The organism is Dyadobacter sp. CY261 (genome assembly GCF_021440085.1).
Lineage (GTDB): Bacteria > Bacteroidota > Bacteroidia > Cytophagales > Spirosomataceae > Dyadobacter.
Genome location: NZ_JAKCPW010000018.1, coordinates 17,848 through 38,568, shown reverse-complemented (window position 1 = coordinate 38,568; position 20,721 = coordinate 17,848). Strand labels below are relative to the sequence as shown.

The following is a 20,721-nucleotide window of genomic DNA, read 5'->3' as shown; positions in this document are numbered from 1 at the left end:
TTTCGCTATTTTTCGTCTATCTTTTTAATCAATTCCCTGAAAGTCTCCATTTCCTGGTCGGACATCTTTTTGTTACCGAGCAATTGCATCATCAAATTACTGGCAGAACCGTTGAATATGGTATCAACCACCCGGTCAAGAAGCAGGCTTTTCGTTTTGGATTCTTCCTGCGCAGCCCAGTAAATGTGCTTCATCTGGCTTTCGTCTTTTTTCAAAAATCCTTTTTCGACCATAATCTGCATCAATTTCAATGTCGACATGTAAATGACTTGCCGCGTATGTTGGTTCAAGTGATCATTTACGAAGCGCGCCGTTGACGGACCGAACTCCCACAATACCTGGAGAATTTCGAGCTCCGACTTGGTTGGCTCCTGGCTCGCATCTTTTTGCAGTTTTTTGTCTTTCATGTATCAAACATAAGAAAAGTTTCTGATAAAACATAAGAAATATTTCTTATATAAATTAAATTGTACTACTATTGTCAGCTATGCTGTAAATCAGCGCTCTAAACATAAGAAATTTTTCTTATTAACTTAATATTTAATCCGCTTATTACTAGATCCATGAAAAGAAAAACTGTTTATCCGGGAGTACTGACCAGCTTACTGGTCCTGTTCACAATCACGACGTTCGGTCAGCAACTTGCCCCTGTGCAGCAAAGGGTAGCCAGAATTGACTCATTTCTTACCCTAATGGCACACCACCAACTATTTAACGGGAGTATACTGGTTGCGGAAAAAGGAGAGATCGTTTACAAAAATTCATTTGGCTATGCGGATAGGAACCACAGCATCAAGCATACAGACACCACTTCATTCAACCTGGCTTCTTTATCAAAACCATTTACCTCCCTGGCTATTTTACAGCTGGCTCATCAAGAAAAACTTAAATTGGACGATTTGGTTACATCCCACCTGCCCGATTTCCCATACCAGGAAATGAGTGTGCGGCATCTGTTAAACCAGACCTCCGGACTACCTGGTTTGGAATCAAGTGAAAGGGAGTATATCAAAAACCATCCACAGGAAATCATTGCCAATGAAACGGTGTACGCTCATCTGATCGCCTCCAAACCACCTTTGTCATATAATCCCGGCACACAATGGAGCTATAACAATATGAATTATTTAATTCTTGCCCTGATCGTTGAAAAAGTAAGCGTTACAGATTTTGCTACTTATATGCAGAAAAACATTTTTGAAGCCGCCGGAATGAAGAACACTTATATTCGAACGACCGGAATGCCGAACACCACCAGATATAACAGGCCTGTTATGTACGAATCTGCATTTCGAAATGTTGACTCACTTGATCACAATCGCTATCAGACTTATTATCATTTAGGCGGAATTACAGGTTCGAATAACGTTGTCAGTACAATACAAGATCTTTGGTCGTTCGACAAAGCTTTATCGGCGGGCAAGTTGATTCGCCCGGAATTAATGGATATGGCTTTTACTCCACTTACGCTGGCAGATGGTAAAACTTTCAGGATGGGGAGCAGTACACGATCTTATGGACTGGGCTGGAATATCTATAACAGCAAAACCGAGCCGGTACAAAAGTTTGTTTTTCATGATGGCCATATTGTTGGGCTCTCCACGGCCATGCACAAAAACCTGACTTCCGGGCAAACGATCATTCTTTACGATAATATGGATAATAACCCGATACAACTGATGATTTCAGTTTCAAATATCATGCTGGGCATCGCACCTTTGAAGATCCGACAGACCGGCTCCATAGCAAGAATATACGGGGAAGCCCTAGTGAGTAAAGGAATTGACTTCGGAGCAGCAAAATTCAATGAACTGAGAAGTGATACTTTAAACTACCATGTAGATGAATCCGAACTGAACCGGCTGGGCTACGATTTTATGAACCAACCCTCCGACAAATTCCTGCCTTTGTCGCTGGAAGTCTTCAAGTTGAATACCATTCTTTACCCCAAAAGTGGCAACACCTACGACAGTTACGCAAATGCATTTGAAAAAGCAGGCAAAAAAGAAGAAGCCATTCTAATGTACAGAAAGTCAATTGCACTTTCACCAAGAAACGAGGATGGTAAAAAAGCACTTATGAAGTTGCTTGAACAAAAAGAATAGGCTTTATGCTTCTTACAGATTAGACGTACTGCCCGATCAGCTTTGCGGCGTTATCAGGCTTTCTGCCGGAGAGTGAACTGGTGCTGACCTAAGATAGTTGACCTCCAGTCAACGGACTGGATTCCCCAACACGGGGAATTCGAAAGGCTACGATTGTCCAGTTCATTTGGGACGATCATAGCCTTTCGAATGGTTTAATTTACATTATTTCGGTTTCTGCTCCGTGTAACTGTTGGACTTGATAAGTTCTCCATTCTGAGGTGATTGCGTTACGGTCAGAGATGGACTTCGGTGTAACACCGATAATGATGCCACCTTCTTTGATACTGTTCTCGTAGTGTTCCGCATGCTCCTTGGGAATGCCCGAACCAACAAGTGCTCCAATGATACCACCTGTCAGACCGCCTGCGCCTGCGCCGGTTAGTGCTGCCAGTAGCGGCCCAGCCACAACCAGGCCTAAACCCGGAAGGGCAACGACAGTCCCAATAGCTGCGATTGCGCCAATAATGGCACCAGCGGTACCGCCAATGGCCGAGCCAACCCCAGCTTTCTCCAACGATTTGTTTCCCAGGTCACTGTCGTGATCACTATCTACAAAATTGGTCTTTTTCGTTTCATCCGACATGATCACGGTAATCTCATCCGAGCTGTAGCCGCGGCTGATCAATGAATCGTAGGCACGATCAGCATCTTCTCTAGTTTTAAATGCACCGGTAATAGGGCCGGCAGTGTAAGTGGCATTTGTTAATTCAGACATGGTTGAAATAAATTAATGGATGATACAATTTGGCCACCCATCACTAATATCGTTCCATAGCTGTCTTTTGAAAGTTACCCGTCTATTATCATTCCCAGGGTTAATGAGAAAGTTTACGAAAATACATTGTAGGTATCCATCATAAGATGCCCGCTGCGTTTGCAGGAAGGGACAGGTAATCGCAATTTTACCGCTTACTCAAAACGATTTGTCTTCGGCTAGTTTTGTGGTAAAATTAGGTTACCTGCCCACACCCTTCCAGCTTCCAGATATCTTACTGAGATTCCACTGCTCGTATATCCTTTTAAATCGGCAGAAGCTGCTCGAAAATGCCGGCATTCAGTTTGCCTGCAACTTAGACAAAACTGACTTTGCGCTTGTATTTTTGGGGTTGAGTAGCAGGGATTTCCCATATGCTGAAACAGCTTCCTCCCGTCGACCCAGTTTCAGCAGGCATTCGCCATAACTGTCGAAAGTATTGAAGGCGTTCGGGTGTAGTTCAGTATTGAGTTTGAATATTTTAAGCGCCTCTTCCGGTGTGTTGATGAGCTGATATCCAAAGGCATTGACCGCTGCCTCGCTTACGTCATATTGCGACGCCTTTCCTTTTTTAGCTTCATCTACGATCAATGCAATCGTTTTTTCGGTCGATTTATTAATCGCATGGTATTGAGAAATGGGGTGCAGGTTCATCCGTCGTTCCTTCTCGGTTTGCTCGGCCAGGGTCTCGACGTTGTACGCTTTTCGTTCCTGGTCGGTTACCTTCGTTGTATCAATTTGATATCGCTGCCACTTTCCGGTTTGCCCAATCATTATGTATTGTGTCCCGTATGTCTGAGGTAGTCCTTTTCGCATCAGGTGCCTGTCGATTGCCGCGGCCAATAGCCACCTGTTCACTGTACTATCCAATTCGATCGCTGTTTTCATCAGGCGAATTGCCGTGCTTGAAGCGATAGTGTCGCTGCCATGCTGGAAGATCATAGCACTACGGTAGTAGTCTTGCGCTGTAACTACTTTGCCCGCGTCCAGGAGCTGGCTGGTCCTGCTGCGCCTTAATGAGTCTTCCTTGTTGAGCCGCGTCCAGTTTATGTTAGATGCCTTCCTTGCGGATTGATCCTCATTATACATGCGGAGTATTTCCGGATTTTCCTGCTCTTGGGAAAATGAAAAGGTAGTCCCCAGCACCGCCATGGCGAAACTTATCAAGATAAACTTCAACATCTTTTTGATACGAAAAAATTGACGTTTCATGCAATCAATGTGAAAATGATAAACGATAACATTATTACGAGGATTACAATGGAAATGCTGCGATGAATTTAAACATCTATCTCGCCTCAGAAAACAAGGATTGCCATGCCCTTCGGCAGCGCGAGCATCCGGCCAGGCTCGCATGCGAAAAGTAGGGAACTCTACCTGGCAAAAACTATCAGGAGCAGACCCACTAAAAAGCATACAAGCATCACATTTAGTATCAATTGGGTTCCCTTTGGAGCACCCTTAAATTCTCTCCAACAAAATATCCCCCATATCGAGGCCACAACTATTGCCCCCGACGCCAAACCATATGATATGGCTGCACCCGCTTTGTAGGAAGCTATGACACTAAATAACATACCAATACACCAGATAAAACCTCCTGAAACACCAAGCAGATGATCCTTCCAGCTACCTTCAAAATATTCCGAAAAGTTAACTTGTGTGCCGACAAATGGCTTAGCCATCATTAACGGGTTGAGAACAAGATTGCTTAGGAAAACACCCATTGAAAAAATACAAATGGCAGTGTACGGACTAAGCATTCCAGTTATGGGTTTTAAGGGATCGGGGAACATAGAATTCGCAACATATTTATAGTAAAGTCCCATTAGCAGGCCACTACAAATCGACAATAGCAAGCCTTTTGTCGAAATTGTAGTTGACCGGGCTGACATTTTTCCGAAGGCTCTTGCATTAAGCAGTATGGCAACTACAATGAGTGCTACCCCGGGAACAAGTAAAAAAATATTGCCAACAGGAGAGTTTAAAAAATTTACTATAACTCCTAATACTAATGACAATCCTGCGCCGACTGAAAATGCCACAGACATTCCTGCCAAAGATATTGCAGCCATAAAAAGGATGTTCGCTGAATTGAAAATAATTCCCGCTACTATTGCACCACAAATGCTCTCATTATCAGCCTGCTGTATATCTGATATAAAACGCCTTCCATGATCACCAAAACTACCGAGAGTAAATGCTAAGATAAAAGCTGCAAGTACAATCCCATTGACGAAATCCCAACAATAAAGCTCAAATCGCCATTTTGGACTAACAAGTTTCTGGGTATTTGACCAGGAACCCCAACAAAGCATTGTGACAACACAAAAGAAAACTGCAACTGGATAACTTTCTATAACAAACACTGGTATTTTTAATTACGGCATACACTTTCACAAATATCGCATAGATTCACAGGAAATTGAACGGAATTAAGAAATGGTGCTCTTCATACTGAAGTGGGGGTGCCATTATTCCCCATCCTTGGGGTTCAATAGCTGGCTTAAAACTCTTTTCCCATCCTGGTTATCTGGGTTCAATTCAATTGATTTTTTATACATCAGTATAGCGTCTTGTTTTTTACCACTGTCTTTCAGCAATTGCCCGTAGCTGTCATAAGTATTATAACTATTAGGGAAGATAAAGGTCGCTAGCTTGAATACTTCAAGGGCCATGTCGCGGTGGCCTGGCATAGAGGTCATGTAGAACAGATTATAGCCAAGATCATTCATTTCTCCCTCGCTTAAATAGTAAGCAGTAGTATTGGCCTTATTGGCATTAAAGACAGCCGCGGCATGATCGGCCCCTGCTTTGACCAGTGACATGCCATACAGCGTCACCAGGGAACGGCTGGTTCTGAATACCATTGGGGGTTTGTTGTTCAGTAATGATAGCGCTGAGGTAATGAACCGCCCGAATTCACTACCAGCCGTGTTATCGAAGCCGATAATGGTTTGGTTTTTTGCCAGGTTATGTAGATAAAAGGTGGCCAGCCCAAATTTAAATCCGCCATGTCCAACGGATTTGCCGAAATTGGCCTGCTCAAAAATTTCCCAACCCAAACCATAAGCCATCTTTCCTTCACCGTCCATGGTGTCCATCCGGTCGGCATAATGGACGGTGCCATTGTTTAATTTGACGGGTGTCATCGCTTCCTGCATGGTACTTGCTTTAAGCAGTTTACCGTTAAAGTAAGCCTGGTCAAACCTGAGCATATCTGTGGTTGTGCTCATTACACCACCTTGCCCTATGGTGCCACTGTTATTGTAGGTAAGGTATCTGAAGCGCTTAATGGAATCGACTGCTACAAAAGTAGAATCGTATCCCGGATGTGGCTTCATTTGTGGTTGCGCAACCAGAATATCTGCTTTTTGGTTGGCAGGCCCGGTCAGGTAGGTGTCTTTCATCCCGGCGGGGGCGAAAATATATTTCGCCAGGTAGGCTTGGAAAGGCATGCCGCCTGCTTTCTCAACCAACAGGGCAAGCACATTGTACTCTGTATTACAATAGCGAAATTCATCGCCGGGTTTAAAGTACAGCGCACGTTTCCAACTGCGAAGCTCCGGCAACACATTACGGTTTGTGATAATGGTGTCGGGATAGTTTTTCACCAGCGCTTCGAACAGTTCCAGGTCGGGAAGCCCTGAGGTATGCGTTAATAAATGCCGGATCTTGATGTCGTTGTATGGAAAATCAGGTAGATACTGAATCACAGCGTCATCCAGACTGAATTTTCCTTTATCCCGTAACTGCAAAACAGCGGTTGCTGTAATCACTTTTGATATGGAAGCCAGGTTAAAATGTGATGTGGGTGTGTTTGGCTTTTGCGTGCGGAAGTCGGCATAACCCGAAGAAAAGTTTACAACCGCCCGTCCATTCTCAGCCACTAGGATATTGCCGTTATGCTGCCTGAGTCGTCCCAGTTCTTCAAAATAGGTATCAATTGACTTGGGCTGGGCTAGCAAAAATACCGGGCACAGCGATAACAGGCCTAACAGGGGAAAGCGAAATTTCATGATCGTTTGTTTTAAATTTTGACCAAGGTAGGCTCCCGGAATATCCAAAACTTGAGAACTCGTTTAACTGCCTAAACACCTCGACGAACAGGCTGTTACTTATCACACAAGCGCGTATAATTTGTGGTAACTTTGATTTATGAAGAAAAGAGTGCCCTTATTCTCTTTCACGTTTTTGACTTTTTATGTGCTGGCAATTGTTGCCAGGCAGTTACCCGGACTGGTACGCGGCCGTTTTTCTTTTTCGGAAGGTAGCCATAGCCTGGCGGAGTGGGTGCAATTTTCAGGCGACATACTAATCTATTATTTGCTGGCGCTGGGTACTTATTTATTGTTATGTTGGTTTCATCCGCGAAAAAAATACCTGTCCCTTTTTGTAGCGCTGCTGCTAGTCTGCACGGCAGCATTCTTTTGCGCACTCTTTTGGACAAGGCTTTTTCAAGATGTGCGGATGAGCCGCTATTTTCAATTTGTTATTATTCCGGTCAGTGCACAGGTAGTCTTCGCAACCATATTTTATCTGGTCAGGTATACGCAGTACAAAGATTTGCAGCAGGTAGAACTGCAGCTGCAAAACCGCCAGACTGAATTGTCTTTACTGCGCTCACAAATTAATCCGCATTTCCTCTTCAATCATCTCAATAACATCTACTCGCTGGTGTATGAACAAAATACACTTGCCTTACCTGCCATATCCGGATTGTCCGAGTTGTTGCGATATATGTTGTACTACGGAAATGAAAGAGTGCTCTTAACGACCGAAATCAGCTACCTCGAAAAGTACATTGCTTTACAACAGCTTCGTTTCGAGTACCCGTCGATGGTCGAGGTTACGCAAAATTGCGGTGACGAAACAGCTCAAATTCCCCCGTTCTTATTGATCCCGTTTGTTGAGAATGCATTCAAACACGGACAGGTAAGCATCAAAGAGAACTGGCTGAAAATCGAGATTACCAGTGATCTACATCATTTAAATTTTAGCTGTACGAATATAATCGGCACCAACAGAAAGGATATAACCGGAGGCATTGGCCTTACCAATGTTAAACAGCGACTGAACTTGCTTTATCCGGGCCTTCACCGGTTGGAAATTTCAGATGTTGACAATCTTTTTGTTGTAAAACTGCAAATACGGTATGGAAAGTAACAGACTGATGCGGTGTATTGTCGTTGATGATGAGCATCCGGCAATCCGGTTATTGTCGGGCTACGTTAAGAAAACCCCAGGGCTTCAGCTCGTGCTGCAAACGACGAGTGCTCATCAGGCACTTAATGCCATTAATAATGGATCGGCAGACCTTGTTTTGCTGGATATACAGATGCCAGAGATGACCGGTATCGAATTAATGAAATCGTTGAAAAACCATGAAACAAAAGTCATATTCACCACGGCTTATACAGAATATGCTTTGGAAGGGTATCAGTATGATGTGATCGACTATCTTTTGAAACCAATAACCTTCGAACGCTTTCTTGTAGCCATTGCTAAGGCGAAGCAGCGCATCAGGTCAGCGGTTGGGGAACAATGCTCCGGATACCTGCTGCTCAGAACGGAATACAAAGTTCACAAGACTGATTTTTCTACCATTCTTTATATCGAAGGACTTGGGGACTATCTCATCTTCTATCTTACAACGGGGAAGCTAATGACACTTGAAAGAATGAAAAACATGGAGCAAATACTGCCAGATGAATGCTTTGTACGGATCCATAAGTCTTATATTGTTAGCATTAGCCAAATAGACTATATTGAAAAAGCCAAAATTGTAATCAGGGGGCAGTATTTGCCGGTAGGGGATACTTATAAGAATGTGGTTAAACTCAAACTTGGGTTGTAACGCGAGCAACTTGATGGGGTTCAATTTCCTGTTTTGGGCAAGGCCACAGGTACTTATCAAAGCCTGCCTTTTCATCCGGACTTCAGATTAGGCCTTGCTACAATAAGGCCCAATCTGAAACAACATTTCAAAATTACTCGTCACTTCTTCTCCGCCTTCGGCAATTGCAGGATTTGAATGGAAGCGCCAGCACTATATCCTGACATCTGAACAAACAAGTGATCTCCATCTTTTCTACGGATTGCGTAAACTCTCACCAAAGTGTTGGGATAGTCTATCGAACCTTCCTCACCAAAATACGTCGCTTCATCTTTGATGCGGTCCAGCTCTTGCTGCGCTACCTTTCCCTGGAAGATGAGCACCCCACCCGCCGATGTGATCAATTCCCTGTAACTTTTTTCAAAATAGGGCAATGACCATTCCCGACCTTCAACGCTTGTGATAAATGTTTTGTATACCTTCCCTTCAAGCAAAACCATCCCTTCACGCGTTGGGAAAAAAAGTTTGTCAAAATCTCGCGTAATGGGCTTATTCAGAGCTGCCAAGCCCGTTGGAGGATTAAAGACAGGGAAAGGTGCCAGCTCTTTATTGCTGACAGAGATTTTGCTCAGATCAATCGTGTCCGGTGCCACATTTTGAACTGTGTGGGCATCTTGTAAGTCGATGCTCTCTACCTTGCGCACCGGCTTCGTTGCCGATGTATCGGCCTTACCTGGTTTGCCGCAAGCCAAGAACAAACTGGTTAGGAGCACACTCAAGAGAACCTTTTCATTTTTCATTTCAATAACTATTATTTGAAAGGTGGTTAAACTATGCCTTTCAAATAAATAAATATTCCACTAACGAACCTAACGGTCACAAAACCTTTTTAGAGATCCTTGATCCGTTTGACAAGCCACTGAAGGCGCTGATGATCCGATTTGCCCGGTTTGGGACGAAGCTTTAACTTCCAATGATAATTGACATACATGGAAAAGAAAACCCCAGGTAACGTCTTATTTCATAGGGAGGACATCAAAAATCTAAAGTCAATCGATTGTGATGGAAATACGAGCACCAACGTTAAGCAGCCGAATGTCATTTACTCATTCCAGGGCGAATGAAGGATCGAATCGCAAAAATCCTTTCTTTCAAAATTCGGTATCATAAATGCGCAGATATCGGCATTGATATTTCCGTACGTAGTATCCGTTTTATGTTTAAAGCCTTCGAAGAAGGTCGGGATGATTTGTTTTTTAAAGCCGGTGCGCGGAAACTGGCTGACGATATCCTGGCGGTCTTTTTCGGATAGTTGCCCGTAGCCTCTGCCAACTACATCCAGGGCCACCCCATAATTTAGCAAGGCAACTTCCGCTTCCTTATGCTCTGCAATTCCCGGTGTTGTATGCAGGGCGATTGCATCCCAAACCAGTTGGAGCGTCTGCGGTGCAAGTCCATGGCTCGCCAGGAAACTACGCGCAGCATTGGCACCGTCCACTTCAAATCTCTTATCAGGACTGCTGTAATGCGGCGTTAGCCCCAGGTCGTGAAAGACCGAACTGACATACAACAGCTCAGGGTCATACCGAACTTCATCCCGCTGCCCATTCAGGGAGGCAAATAAAAATGTCCGCAAGGAATGATTGAAGAGGAATTCTGTACCGTGCTCGAGCAATAGCTCGGTGGCTTGTTTTGCTATTGTGCTATCGGGAATTTTTACGCCGGCAACAACTTTTTGAAACTTAGTGCTCATGGTTGCATTTTTTGAAGGTACTCACAATGACTGGGCGGTACTGATGATACATAGAGTCGCTTGTCGATCCCTGCAATATGATCCCAATACAGCGGCTCTTCTTTCCAGATGTCTATGAGCTGTCTGATTACTTTTTCCATTGGCCTTTGTTTTGTTTCTGACACAAATTTCGATAAGACCACCGAGCAAGTTCTTAAACTGGTTTAAGAAAGGAATTTTTTGGAGGCTGCTTGGCGCGGATTTCTATGGTTGTACAATCTGCAATCATACAAAACGGTGAAATCATTACTAGAAATTCAGCATCCTTTTCCATACCAAGGTACGGATGATCGACTCTTCATGCGCACTGGTTGTTGTGAGTTGGATCGTCAGTTGGTCGTTCTGTACCCGTAAATCTCGAAATACGGTCAGGCCGACATTAGAGGGGACAACGGAGCCTATTAATGTATGAGCCACAATGCCAGTGGATTCATTTACCTCATATGTTCCAAAATAGGCGTCATACCCATCCAGTGCCGCTGTATTGTTCTGGCTCGCCTTGGAATTTGACACAGAAGCTTGAACTGCCCGATCGCGCCTGCTAAACTGGGCAGCAAAATGGGTCGTGGCGTAGGACAGGATGCCAACGGGATCCCGTCCCAAAATCGGATCAATACGGAGCTGACCTTCTTGGGTCCAGTCTGTCCGCGACAACAGCCACCAGATTCCCAGCATTTCATTGTGAAGATTCCCGGAAGGAGCAGGAAGAATAGGGCTCATTTTCTAGCAGATTTAATTTTTTCTTGCGACAAAATAAGGGCGAATTTTAGTTTCTGGTATCGGAGTTATTACCCATTTTACGCTAATTTCGAGTCTTATTCTCCCAATTAGCGCCATGGAACTTATCGAGAGAGCGGCATTATTGGCCACAATTAATGACAAATTTGAACAGACATTGAGCGGCGAAGGCCAATGCGTTCTCGTGACAGGCGAACCTGGTATCGGAAAAACTACACTGGTTAATGTCTTCTGCAAAAGTATTAAACCTCAATATAACGTATACTGGGGAATGTGTGATGCCCTTTTCAGCCCACGGCCGCTTGCGCCACTGCATGATCTGTGGATCCAGCTGCGAAGAGGCCTTCCGGAAACACAGATCAATGTCGACGACCGGACGGCCCTCTTTTATCATGTTTTGCAGGAATTGCATAGAGAGAATAAAGGGGTCGTAGTCGTATTTGAAGATATTCACTGGGCTGATGAAGCTACGCTTGACTTCATTAAATTTCTTGGCAGGCGGATCAGTCAGCTCAAATGCCTTTTTATCCTCACTTACCGCGACGACGAAGTGCACGCCCGACATCCTCTACGAAATGTGCTGGGCCAACTTTACGCAGATTCCCTGACAAGACTTCAGCTGGAACCTTTCTCGCGCCAGGTAGTGGAAACTATGGCCGCTGCGAAGGGTTACAGCGGTGAAGAAGTTTACAACATTACCGGTGGAAACCCATTTTACGTAACTGAGATCCTTGCCAGTTACAGCAGAGGTGTCCCAGAGAATATCCGGGACTCCATTTTATCGGTTTATAACCGCCAGGATGAAGATACAAAAATGCTGTGGGAAATGCTCTCCATCTTCCCTGCCGGCTTCGAAGTGCAGTATCTTGAACAATTACAGCCGAGGTATAAGGAGGCCGTTAAATATTGTTTTGATTCAAAAATCCTAGTTGTGAGGAACGGGCTGATCTTCTTCAAGCATCAGCTTTATAGTCAAACCATAGAGGCATCTCTGACCCCATTCCTCCGGACCACGCTGAACAGGCAGATCTTGTCCATGTTCCTGGAAGCGTTTGAACAAAATCAGGAAGTCGAGCGAATCATTCACCATGCTAAAAATGCAGGAGCCGCTGAGCTAATTGCCCGGTATGCGCCTATGGCGGCATATAAGTCGGCTGTGGCAGGCGCGCATGCAGATGCTGCAAGATTGTATTGCCTTGCCATTGAACATAAAAGATATATCGCCCAAGAAAAACTTGCTGAATACCACGAATTGTACGCATATGAGTGTTATTTGATACACCAGCATAAGGAAGCGATCAGCTACACGGAACAAGCGTTGGATTTTTGGAAGGAGCAGCGAAATATAGAAAAGATTGGGGATAACCTGCGTTTTTTGTCACGGCTCTGGTGGTATGAAGGCCACCGAAGCCGGGCCGAAGAGTTTGGTATCATGGCTGTGGAAATATTGCAAAGCACCCAAGCCTCCCGAGCCAAAGCAATGGCTTATAGTAACATGGCCATGCTAAAAATGCTGGTCGACCAGACTGACGAATGTCTTGACTGGGGACAAAAAGCAAGCGAAGTGGCACATGAGATAAACGATCAGGAGACGCTCGCACATGCTTTGAACAGCATTGGCTCCTCGCTGATGACAGATTACAATTCAGTGTCCGAGGGGATGTCATTTTTACAGCAAAGTCTTAAAATTGCCCTCAAACATTCCTTTCACGAGCACGTCGCCCGTGCATACACGGCCTTGGGGAGCAACGCTGTATCCATGAAGCTTTATGATGTTGCCAATGAGAATCTGAATTTAGGTATTCTGTATTGTCAGGAGCGGGACATGGATTCGCTCCGGTTGTATATGGTGGGTTATAAAGCCCGGCTTTGCCTGGAAACGGGTGCCTGGAATGAGGCTTACGAGCTGGCAAATATTCTTCTGGAAACGGAGGATTTGCTCCCTGTAATCAAGGCTGGTGCACTGGTGACTTTTGGACTTTTAAAATTACGGCGCGGAGAGCCAGGCGCATTGGAACTATTGTCTGAGGCCAGGACTATCGCTTTTGATACGATGGAACTGCACCGGATTATTCCTGCTTTATCAGCATTGCTGGAGTATGAGTGGCTATTGGGAGCTATCCTTGTTGAAACAGCGGTCCTGGATCGGGTAGTGCAAATGATCCGACAAACGAAGAAAATCACAGATGATAACAAGCTGTTTTTTTGGCTTAAACGCGCTAGAAAAGATTACATTCTTACAGAAGGATCTGATCATCGGCACGATCAAGAAAGGTTGTCGGCCGCTTATTGGGAGAAGCTCGGCTGCCCTTACGAATATGCCCTGACGCTGTTTGACGGGGACGAAGATGACATGAAACAGGCGCTGACAATTGTGCAAAAACTCGGCGCCGATACGGTTTATGACAAAATGCGGCAATCCATGCGTTCTGTAGGGCTGAAAAAGATCCCTCGGGGTAAACGACTAAGCACCCGCTCGAATTCCGCCCAACTTACCACTCGCGAACTGGACGTTTTACATCACCTCCGAACTGGCATGCAAAATAGAGAAATTGCAGAAAAGCTTTTCATTTCGGCCAAAACTGTCGACCATCACATATCAGCATTATTATTAAAGCTCAATGTAAGCTCCCGCGTAAAAGCCGTTCATGAAGCATTGAAACTGGGAATTGTAAAATAGGGAGCCCGTCACGTTAATTTAGCCAGTATTACCCAACCCGAGGCGTTGGTACAATATACCGAAGCCGGCACCCTGAGAAAGTAGCATTTCCGACCCAGATGACCTTAATTAGAGCGACAGTCCAAATCAGGAATTATGTGAAGCGCCGCGAAAACGAATTAATTCAAGCTTGATCTTACGCCCTTGAAATATGTGATGATTCTTACGTTATTGCGAATGGTAATTTTTCACTTCCAAAAAAGGTAAATATGAGTACGCTGAAATTAAGAGATGGAGCTGAGATGTTCTACAAAGACTGGGGCACCGGACAGCCTATCGTCTTTCATCATGGCTGGCCACTTTCAAGTGACGATTGGGATAATCAGATGATGTTTTTCCTGCAAAAAGGTTTCCGCGTAATCGCCCATGACCGCCGCGGACATGGCCGGTCTTCTCAAACTTATCTAGGCCACGAGATGGATACATATGCTGCCGATGTAGCCGACTTGGCAGCACACCTTGATCTGAAAGATGCCATACATATTGGTCATTCAACGGGTGGTGGCGAAGTGATTCGTTATGTCAATAAGTATGGAAAAGGCAGGGTGGCAAAAGCTGTGCTGGTGAGTGCTGTAACGCCGATAATGGTACAGACAGAGAGTAATCCTGAGGGTGTGCCTATGAGCGTGTTTGATGAAATTCGTCTATTTACTGCTACTCAAAGGCCGCAATATTTTAAGGATTTCTCGAGTGCATTCTATGGTTATAACCGGGAAGGAGCAGTCGAGAAACAAGGTATCCGCGACAATTGGTGGCGGCAGGGGATGATGGGAAGTGTACTTGCGCATTACGAATGCGTTCAAGCTTTTTCTGCAACGGACTTTACCGAGGATCTAAAAAACGTAGATGTCCCTGTATTGGTGCTACATGGAGAAGACGATCAGATTGTACCATATCAGCTAACCGCATTAAAAGCTGCCAAGCTTTTGAAGAATGGCAAATTGATAACTTATCCCGGTTTTCCGCATGGAATGCCAACAACGGAGGCTGAAACCATTAACAAGGATATTTTAGCATTTATCACGCTTTGATAATGTATCAGACGGTGGTAACGCAGTGATCAGGCGCTGACATTTGAAGCCGAACAGCAATACCGCTGTTCGGCTTTTCATCAAAAACATGAGAAAGCTCTGCTTTTAAACTCTGAATGCCTCGGAGAAGACCCCATGCACCCCGGGATGCCTGGTTTGCGATACAGTTTCTTGGTTCAAGACTCCGGGCAGCGTCCTAGCTATAATTGTAAATTCCATGACAAAACAGAACAACAACCCGTTCATCCTTGCTCTTAAAGCCCGCAATCTTACCGTAGAGATCCATCATCATTCTGCCTATCAAATCGTCTTATCGAACGATACCCCATTTAATTCAACGATCAGCGGGATACTTTATGAACGTATCCACGGTTTTCTGATCAAACCCCATGTTCCGCATTTTTGCGTTGCAGAAAAAGGAACCTTGAATGTCCTCAATATAGAACCCTACTCGAATATTGGTTTAGAACTGGCAAGCAGATTTAAAGAAGATCAAGATTACATCGTTTTTGACTCACCTACCGAGACCAATTCTTTCTTTCACACACCAAAAGACAGTTTAGATGTTAACAAGGTAGTTGATGCCATGCTTTCTAAATTACCTTCCATTGATTATGATGAAAGGGTTACAAGAATAGTTGAATATATCAGGGCTAACTATTTTGAGCAGAACATAACTCCCCAAACCTTTGCCGATATTGTTTTCCTTTCTCCATCCCGTTTGGCCTCACTCTTTAAGAAGCAAACCGGGAGCAGCTTATCCAAGTATCTATTATGGACCCGGTTGCGCCAAGCCATTTACCTTACGCTTTCTGACAAGGACAGAAGCCTTACTGACATTGCTTACGACACCGGCTTTTACGATCTTCCTCAATTCAATAAATATATGTACGAAATGTTTGGAATGCCGCCCAAGGCATTAAAGTACAATAGTGACCTGATTGCTGTTTACTAGTCCTGCTTGCCTATATTCATTTTAACGCTACAATACACGACCAAGGCACCACCATTTTGCAGGTGCCTTGGTCGTGTATGACCCATCCCAACTTCCAAAAGCCGCAGTTTCGTACTAACAGATGCTCTTTGACTTGTTCCATTCCTGTTTTGGGTACTCTTCCCAAAGGACTTTTGCATAATGCAGAACAGTGATTTGATACAAGTTCAGTAATGTGCTTGCATGCAACTTTGTGATATCATTTTAACAAATAAAAATAATATCATGAAAGCCATGGTATATCAAGAGTTCGGAACCGCAGACGTGTTGCAAATCGTCGAACAGCCAAAACCTACTATAAAAGCAGATCAGGTACTGGTCAAAGTGAAAGTATTTTCTATCAATCCAATGGATTGGAAAATCAGGAAGGGAGAGATGACACTAATGTCCGGCTCTAAATTTCCAAAGCACACAGGCACTGATTTCGCCGGCATTGTTGAAGATATCGGGGCATCTGTAAGCGGCATTACGATAGGCGATGAAGTTTTCGGCGTGGTAAAAAATATGATGAAAGAAGGTGTTTCAGCCGAATGTGTCGCCGTGCCGTCTTCGCTGATCTGGAAAAAGCCTTCTGATATCAGCTTTGCCCAGGCTGCCTCTATTCCGGTAGTAGGTACTGCGGCGGTGACTGCATTGGAAAAAATGGGTACCATCAACGCGCAAACTAACATCCTGGTGAATGGAGCTACCGGTGGCTTCGGTATGTTTTTACTTCAATTATTAAAACAACAGGGTGCCAACATAACAGCCGTTACAAGCAGCAGGGGAGTAGAAAGTGCAAAAAAATGGGGAGCAAGTTCCGTGATAAACTACGCCAGGGAAGATGTGCTTTCTCACAAGGCTGCCTACGATATTGTCATTGATTTATCCGGCAAAATGGGTTACAGAAACGCTAAACAAGTCATGAAGCCCAGGGCCATCTTTCTAAACCCGACACCGAAGCCAATCGAAATCCCCGTATCATTCTTTAAGAACTTGTTTACGGCCAAAAAACACATTGTAGTACTTTCCAGCCCATCTACTGAATACACAGATGTGTTGCTAGGTGCCGTAAAGAATGGGTTAGAGATTGAGGTCAATAAAGTCTTTCCTTTCGCCCAATACAAGGAAGCCTATCAATATGCTGAGCAAGGCGGCTACATCGGAAAAGTTGTCGTGGAAATAGACTAACAGGAGCTACAAAGTGGTGCCCAGGGATACTTGGCTCAGTCCTGAACATTTTACATATCGGTTAATCATCAGACTAATGTTAACAAAATTAGATAATACCATCAAATACGGTAAACAGCGTGAGGGCTTTGGAATTCAGATATTATACCCCGGGCTCATCCGTCCCGAGTTAGACGACAGTGGTTTTTCTTCGATTGGAAGGATTGATCACGCGCGAATAACACCAGGAACAATAATTCCAATGCATCCCCATAAGAATGATGAAATTCTCACCTATTTGAGAAGTGGCAACGTGAAGCACCTTGACTCTGAGGGTTATACAGGCATCATCTCAAACCAGAGATTAATGATGATGAATGCGGGAGCAGACTTTTATCATGAAGAAAAGGTGTTAGAAGAAGGTGGTGTTTTAGAGGGGCTACAAATTTTTATCAGGCCGGAAACGGCGGATCTTCCTCCAATGGTTCAATTCTCCGAATTGTCTGACACGTATAGCGTCAACCGTTGGAGGAAAATGGCGGGTAAAGGTAATGATTACCCGCTTCAAATAAGAAGTAACACGTGGCTATTGGACCTTCGATTAGAAAAGGGCGAAGCAATTGTCCTTCCCGAAGCACCATCTGAGCGTTGTGCTTTCCTGTTCTATGTATTTGAAGGAAAGGTAAAAGTGAATGAAACCATGGACCTGTCCACAGGAGAAAGTGTGCTCATTGAAATGGAAAGCCCCATATTCCAGGCAGTTGAAACAAGCGACGTAGTACTATTCATCACGCAGACAAACGCAGCTCATTTTGACGGCGGAATGTATAGCGGCAATCTCCACAGATGAGCTGCCTGGAATCGAAACCAGAACAGTGATCTGATACAAGTTTAAATTTTTTAACCACAACATCTTTACACAGTAATTAATCGACCACTTTTAAAAACAGTAAAATGAAAACGAAAATAGTAGTACTCGGAGCCACAGGAACAGTGGGTAGCAAGATTTCAGAAATCCTTTTGAACCAGGGGCATCAGGTTACATTGATCGCAAGGCATACCGAAAAGTTAGAAAAATACTGTAGTCTGGGAGCCGAAATCATTGCAGGGGATATCACCGATGTGCAAACGCTGACTAACGCCTTCAAAAATGCCGATAGCGCTTTTGTGCTGTTACCCGACAATGTAAAGGCGGAGAATACAAGAGCTTACCAGAGACAAGTTACAAGCATCTTCATTGAAGCCATCGAGAAGTCGGGCATCAAATACATCGTTAATATGAGCAGTCTTGGATCTCATATGCATGAAGGTAATGGTATGATGGGCGGTACAGGCGAACAGGAAGTGAGGTTAAACCAATTGCAGGATGTAAACGTGTTGCACATCCGCTCTGCCTATTTTATGGAAAACTTTTTAAGGACAATAGGCGTGGTTAAAAAAATGGGATTCAACGCGACAGCCGCAGATGGAGACCATTCCATACCGATGGTAGCCACCGAAGATGTGGCAAAAATCGCTGCCGGGCATTTGGCAAATCTTGACTTCGAGGGTAAGAGTGTCCATGCCGTAATGGGACCAAGAGACTATACATATAGAGAGTTTACCAGTATTATAGGTAAGGCCATTGGCAATCCTGAACTGACGTATGTACAACTACCGGTAGAGCAGGTAAAGCAAGCATTCTTAGGCAACGGGTTTTCGGAAGATTTTGCGAATAATCTGATTGAAATGGGAACAGCCATTAAGACCGGGTTTATGAATTACCAAAAAAGAGATGATTCGACCACCACGCCTACGACGGCAGAAGCCTTTGTAGATGGGGTTTACCTGCTTGCCTACAACAAATAACCAATTAAGCCTCATGAAATTATTAGAAAAAATACAGCTGGGAAGCCTGGCATTGAAGAACAGAATGGTAATGTCTGCCATGACCAGAAGCCGTGCCGATCAAAACGGGATTGTAGGCGATCTGACAGTTCAATACTATACCCAAAGAGTTAGTGCCGGTCTGATATTTACCGAAGCCATCAGAATCAGTGAGGAAGCAACTGGTAGCCCGCTCACGCCTGGCATTTACACGAGTGATCAGATCGGGGCCTGGAAAAAAGTTACACAATCTGTACACGATCATGGAGGCCTTATCATAGCCCAACTATGGCACACAGGCCGCGTAGGGCATTCTATCGACAGGAATGGTAAGCTACCACTTGCACCATCTGCGCTACCTATTCAGGGAATGCAACATTTCACCTCGCAGGGCATTAAAGATTACGAAACACCCCTGGAAATCACTATTGATGAAATTAGGCAGACAATTAAGGATTACGGACAAGCAGCCAAAAATGCCATTGAGGCCGGTTTCGATGGTGTAGAACTTCATGCTGCCAATGGCTATTTACCGAGCCAGTTTCTGGCGGAAAGTGCAAACCAGCGAACAGATGAATATGGTGGCAGCATTCCTAATAAAGCCCGTTTCGTGCTGGAAGTAATGCAGGAATTGATCAGTGCAGTGGGTGGCGATAGGGTAGGGATTAAGATTTCTCCTTTTCACCCATATGGCAATATGATTTTAGATAATCCAGCTGCCTCCTACACTTATTTGGTGGAGCAGCTTAACAAATTGAACTTTGCCTACGTAGAATTAATGAAGCGCAGCCCGTTCTTCCCTTCGCCTGCCCATTATCCGGCGGATGATGAAATAGAATTGTTCGGCAGCATGATACAGCAAACGGTCATTGCAAATGCAGGCTATGACAAGGCTTCCGGTGAAGCAGAGCTTGAAAAGGGAGTCGCCAAACTGATCTCATTTGGCACACTTTTCCTGGCAAATCCTGACTTGCCTGAACGGTTTAAATCAGACGCACCGCTAAATGAACCAGATAGGGCGACGATGTTCGGAGGTGGTGCTGCAGGTTATGTAGACTACCCGTTTTTGCTTTAAATTAACAGGAGATAACGAGTAGAGCTTAAAGTGACAAACAGGTATGACATAAGGCTGTCACTTGTGCCTTCCACCTTTGTGAAAACAAAGAACAAATTAGTTATCAAATCAAGATGGAAAAGAACATTACCGATCCCTGGGAATGGGGAAAGTACACAAATTCGGTGCAGGCCGTGGAAATCAAGCAACCCGGGGGAACGCTTTACTGCTCCGGGCAGGTGGCGATCGATGTCAACGGCCAGCCGGTTGCTGCCGACATGAATACACAGTTGGAGTTGACTATCCGCAATTTGGAGCAACTCATCAGCGAGGCCGGATATGACCCCAGCGGCATTGTGCGGCTGAACGTCTACACGACTTCGACACAGGACTTTTTTGCCAGCTGCATCCAGACGTACCAGGCCTGGATTACAAAACATGGGATCAAACAAGCCACTACCATGCTCGAAGTGAAAGCCTTGTTTGGAGGTCTGACAATTGAACTGGAAGCCACGGTTGTAAAATACTAACCATAATGCATTCAAAAAGCCCGGCTTCGGGCTTTTTGTTTTGGCAATCTGTGCACATCAGATCGGTTGTCACATCAAAATCAGAATAAAATGCCTTTCTTGACGCGGCTT

The 20,721-nt window shown here is 44.6% G+C and carries 19 protein-coding genes; 11 read left to right on the top strand and 8 right to left on the bottom strand.

The window, feature by feature from the left end:
* Positions 1-5: 5 nt before the first annotated feature.
* Positions 6-407, bottom strand: coding sequence for a BlaI/MecI/CopY family transcriptional regulator (locus tag LZD49_RS31095; protein ID WP_234672001.1), 402 nt, complete (start codon positions 405-407; stop codon positions 6-8).
* Between the two features lie 156 nt (positions 408-563).
* Here LZD49_RS31095 and LZD49_RS31090 point away from each other — a divergent pair, with 156 nt between their 5' ends.
* Entirely contained in the window at positions 564-2,105 is a 1,542-nt protein-coding gene (locus LZD49_RS31090) for a serine hydrolase domain-containing protein (protein ID WP_234671999.1), read from the top strand.
* 199 nt (positions 2,106-2,304) lie between these two features.
* Here the strand turns inward: LZD49_RS31090 and LZD49_RS31085 are convergent, their stop codons facing one another.
* From LZD49_RS31085 to LZD49_RS31070, 4 genes are all read right to left on the bottom strand, one after another.
* Positions 2,305-2,862, bottom strand: a complete 558-nt coding sequence (locus tag LZD49_RS31085; protein WP_234671997.1) for a hypothetical protein — start codon at positions 2,860-2,862, stop codon at positions 2,305-2,307.
* A gap of 339 nt (positions 2,863-3,201) precedes the next feature.
* Entirely contained in the window at positions 3,202-4,113 is a 912-nt protein-coding gene (locus tag LZD49_RS31080) for a hypothetical protein (RefSeq protein WP_234671996.1), read from the bottom strand.
* A 161-nt stretch (positions 4,114-4,274) separates the two neighbouring features.
* Positions 4,275-5,270 (bottom strand): GRP family sugar transporter, encoded by a 996-nt coding sequence (locus LZD49_RS31075; RefSeq protein WP_234671995.1) that lies wholly within the window; start codon positions 5,268-5,270, stop codon positions 4,275-4,277.
* A gap of 105 nt (positions 5,271-5,375) precedes the next feature.
* Complete coding sequence (locus LZD49_RS31070; RefSeq protein WP_234671994.1) at positions 5,376-6,920, bottom strand: serine hydrolase domain-containing protein; 1,545 nt, start codon at positions 6,918-6,920, stop codon at positions 5,376-5,378.
* 139 nt (positions 6,921-7,059) lie between these two features.
* On the opposite strand from LZD49_RS31070, the gene LZD49_RS31065 reads away from it, so the two are divergent.
* A complete protein-coding gene (locus tag LZD49_RS31065) occupies positions 7,060-8,067 on the top strand; it encodes a sensor histidine kinase (protein WP_234671993.1) in 1,008 nt (335 codons plus the stop codon).
* Entirely contained in the window at positions 8,057-8,758 is a 702-nt protein-coding gene (locus tag LZD49_RS31060; protein WP_234671992.1) for a LytTR family DNA-binding domain-containing protein, read from the top strand. The genes LZD49_RS31065 and LZD49_RS31060 overlap by 11 nt, the downstream gene beginning before the upstream one ends.
* A gap of 140 nt (positions 8,759-8,898) precedes the next feature.
* Here the strand turns inward: LZD49_RS31060 and LZD49_RS31055 are convergent, their stop codons facing one another.
* The 3 genes from LZD49_RS31055 to LZD49_RS31045 all read right to left on the bottom strand — a co-directional run bounded on the left by LZD49_RS31055 (position 8,899) and on the right by LZD49_RS31045 (position 11,249).
* Positions 8,899-9,537 carry a hypothetical protein gene (locus LZD49_RS31055; protein ID WP_234671991.1) on the bottom strand — a complete coding sequence of 213 codons (639 nt, stop codon included), beginning with the start codon at positions 9,535-9,537 and terminating at the stop codon, positions 8,899-8,901.
* Between the two features lie 302 nt (positions 9,538-9,839).
* Positions 9,840-10,490, bottom strand: coding sequence for an HD domain-containing protein (locus LZD49_RS31050; protein WP_234671990.1), 651 nt, complete (start codon positions 10,488-10,490; stop codon positions 9,840-9,842).
* Positions 10,491-10,778: 288 nt separating this feature from the next.
* Positions 10,779-11,249 carry a lipocalin-like domain-containing protein gene (locus LZD49_RS31045; protein ID WP_234671989.1) on the bottom strand — a complete coding sequence of 157 codons (471 nt, stop codon included), beginning with the start codon at positions 11,247-11,249 and terminating at the stop codon, positions 10,779-10,781.
* A gap of 115 nt (positions 11,250-11,364) precedes the next feature.
* On the opposite strand from LZD49_RS31045, the gene LZD49_RS31040 reads away from it, so the two are divergent.
* From LZD49_RS31040 to LZD49_RS31005, 8 genes are all read left to right on the top strand, one after another.
* A complete protein-coding gene (locus tag LZD49_RS31040; RefSeq protein ID WP_234671987.1) occupies positions 11,365-13,947 on the top strand; it encodes a helix-turn-helix transcriptional regulator in 2,583 nt (860 codons plus the stop codon).
* 248 nt (positions 13,948-14,195) lie between these two features.
* Complete coding sequence (locus LZD49_RS31035; protein ID WP_234671986.1) at positions 14,196-15,017, top strand: alpha/beta fold hydrolase; 822 nt, start codon at positions 14,196-14,198, stop codon at positions 15,015-15,017.
* Positions 15,018-15,234: 217 nt separating this feature from the next.
* Positions 15,235-15,972, top strand: a complete 738-nt coding sequence (locus LZD49_RS31030) for an AraC family transcriptional regulator (protein WP_234671985.1) — start codon at positions 15,235-15,237, stop codon at positions 15,970-15,972.
* Positions 15,973-16,236: 264 nt separating this feature from the next.
* Positions 16,237-17,181: an NADP-dependent oxidoreductase gene (locus LZD49_RS31025; RefSeq protein ID WP_234671984.1), complete on the top strand. Its 945-nt coding sequence runs from the start codon at positions 16,237-16,239 to the stop codon at positions 17,179-17,181.
* Between the two features lie 76 nt (positions 17,182-17,257).
* Positions 17,258-18,010 (top strand): pirin family protein, encoded by a 753-nt coding sequence (locus tag LZD49_RS31020; protein ID WP_234671983.1) that lies wholly within the window; start codon positions 17,258-17,260, stop codon positions 18,008-18,010.
* A 104-nt stretch (positions 18,011-18,114) separates the two neighbouring features.
* Positions 18,115-19,008 carry an NAD(P)H-binding protein gene (locus LZD49_RS31015; RefSeq protein WP_234671982.1) on the top strand — a complete coding sequence of 298 codons (894 nt, stop codon included), beginning with the start codon at positions 18,115-18,117 and terminating at the stop codon, positions 19,006-19,008.
* Between the two features lie 13 nt (positions 19,009-19,021).
* Positions 19,022-20,101: an alkene reductase gene (locus LZD49_RS31010; RefSeq protein WP_234671981.1), complete on the top strand. Its 1,080-nt coding sequence runs from the start codon at positions 19,022-19,024 to the stop codon at positions 20,099-20,101.
* Between the two features lie 113 nt (positions 20,102-20,214).
* Positions 20,215-20,610, top strand: a complete 396-nt coding sequence (locus LZD49_RS31005) for a RidA family protein (RefSeq protein WP_234671980.1) — start codon at positions 20,215-20,217, stop codon at positions 20,608-20,610.
* Positions 20,611-20,721 lie beyond the last annotated feature (111 nt).

Coding starts and splice junctions, on each gene's coding strand:
- LZD49_RS31040 (WP_234671987.1), top strand. CDS start 11,365: ATGGAACTTATCGAGAGAGCGGCATTATTGGCCACAATTAATGACAAA.
- LZD49_RS31080 (WP_234671996.1), bottom strand. CDS start 4,113: ATGAAACGTCAATTTTTTCGTATCAAAAAGATGTTGAAGTTTATCTTG.
- LZD49_RS31095 (WP_234672001.1), bottom strand. CDS start 407: ATGAAAGACAAAAAACTGCAAAAAGATGCGAGCCAGGAGCCAACCAAG.
- LZD49_RS31090 (WP_234671999.1), top strand. CDS start 564: ATGAAAAGAAAAACTGTTTATCCGGGAGTACTGACCAGCTTACTGGTC.
- LZD49_RS31065 (WP_234671993.1), top strand. CDS start 7,060: ATGAAGAAAAGAGTGCCCTTATTCTCTTTCACGTTTTTGACTTTTTAT.
- LZD49_RS31005 (WP_234671980.1), top strand. CDS start 20,215: ATGGAAAAGAACATTACCGATCCCTGGGAATGGGGAAAGTACACAAAT.
- LZD49_RS31060 (WP_234671992.1), top strand. CDS start 8,057: ATGGAAAGTAACAGACTGATGCGGTGTATTGTCGTTGATGATGAGCAT.
- LZD49_RS31035 (WP_234671986.1), top strand. CDS start 14,196: ATGAGTACGCTGAAATTAAGAGATGGAGCTGAGATGTTCTACAAAGAC.
- LZD49_RS31070 (WP_234671994.1), bottom strand. CDS start 6,920: ATGAAATTTCGCTTTCCCCTGTTAGGCCTGTTATCGCTGTGCCCGGTA.
- LZD49_RS31050 (WP_234671990.1), bottom strand. CDS start 10,490: ATGAGCACTAAGTTTCAAAAAGTTGTTGCCGGCGTAAAAATTCCCGAT.
- LZD49_RS31055 (WP_234671991.1), bottom strand. CDS start 9,537: ATGAAAAATGAAAAGGTTCTCTTGAGTGTGCTCCTAACCAGTTTGTTC.
- LZD49_RS31045 (WP_234671989.1), bottom strand. CDS start 11,249: ATGAGCCCTATTCTTCCTGCTCCTTCCGGGAATCTTCACAATGAAATG.
- LZD49_RS31030 (WP_234671985.1), top strand. CDS start 15,235: ATGACAAAACAGAACAACAACCCGTTCATCCTTGCTCTTAAAGCCCGC.
- LZD49_RS31015 (WP_234671982.1), top strand. CDS start 18,115: ATGAAAACGAAAATAGTAGTACTCGGAGCCACAGGAACAGTGGGTAGC.
- LZD49_RS31010 (WP_234671981.1), top strand. CDS start 19,022: ATGAAATTATTAGAAAAAATACAGCTGGGAAGCCTGGCATTGAAGAAC.
- LZD49_RS31025 (WP_234671984.1), top strand. CDS start 16,237: ATGAAAGCCATGGTATATCAAGAGTTCGGAACCGCAGACGTGTTGCAA.
- LZD49_RS31020 (WP_234671983.1), top strand. CDS start 17,258: ATGTTAACAAAATTAGATAATACCATCAAATACGGTAAACAGCGTGAG.
- LZD49_RS31085 (WP_234671997.1), bottom strand. CDS start 2,862: ATGTCTGAATTAACAAATGCCACTTACACTGCCGGCCCTATTACCGGT.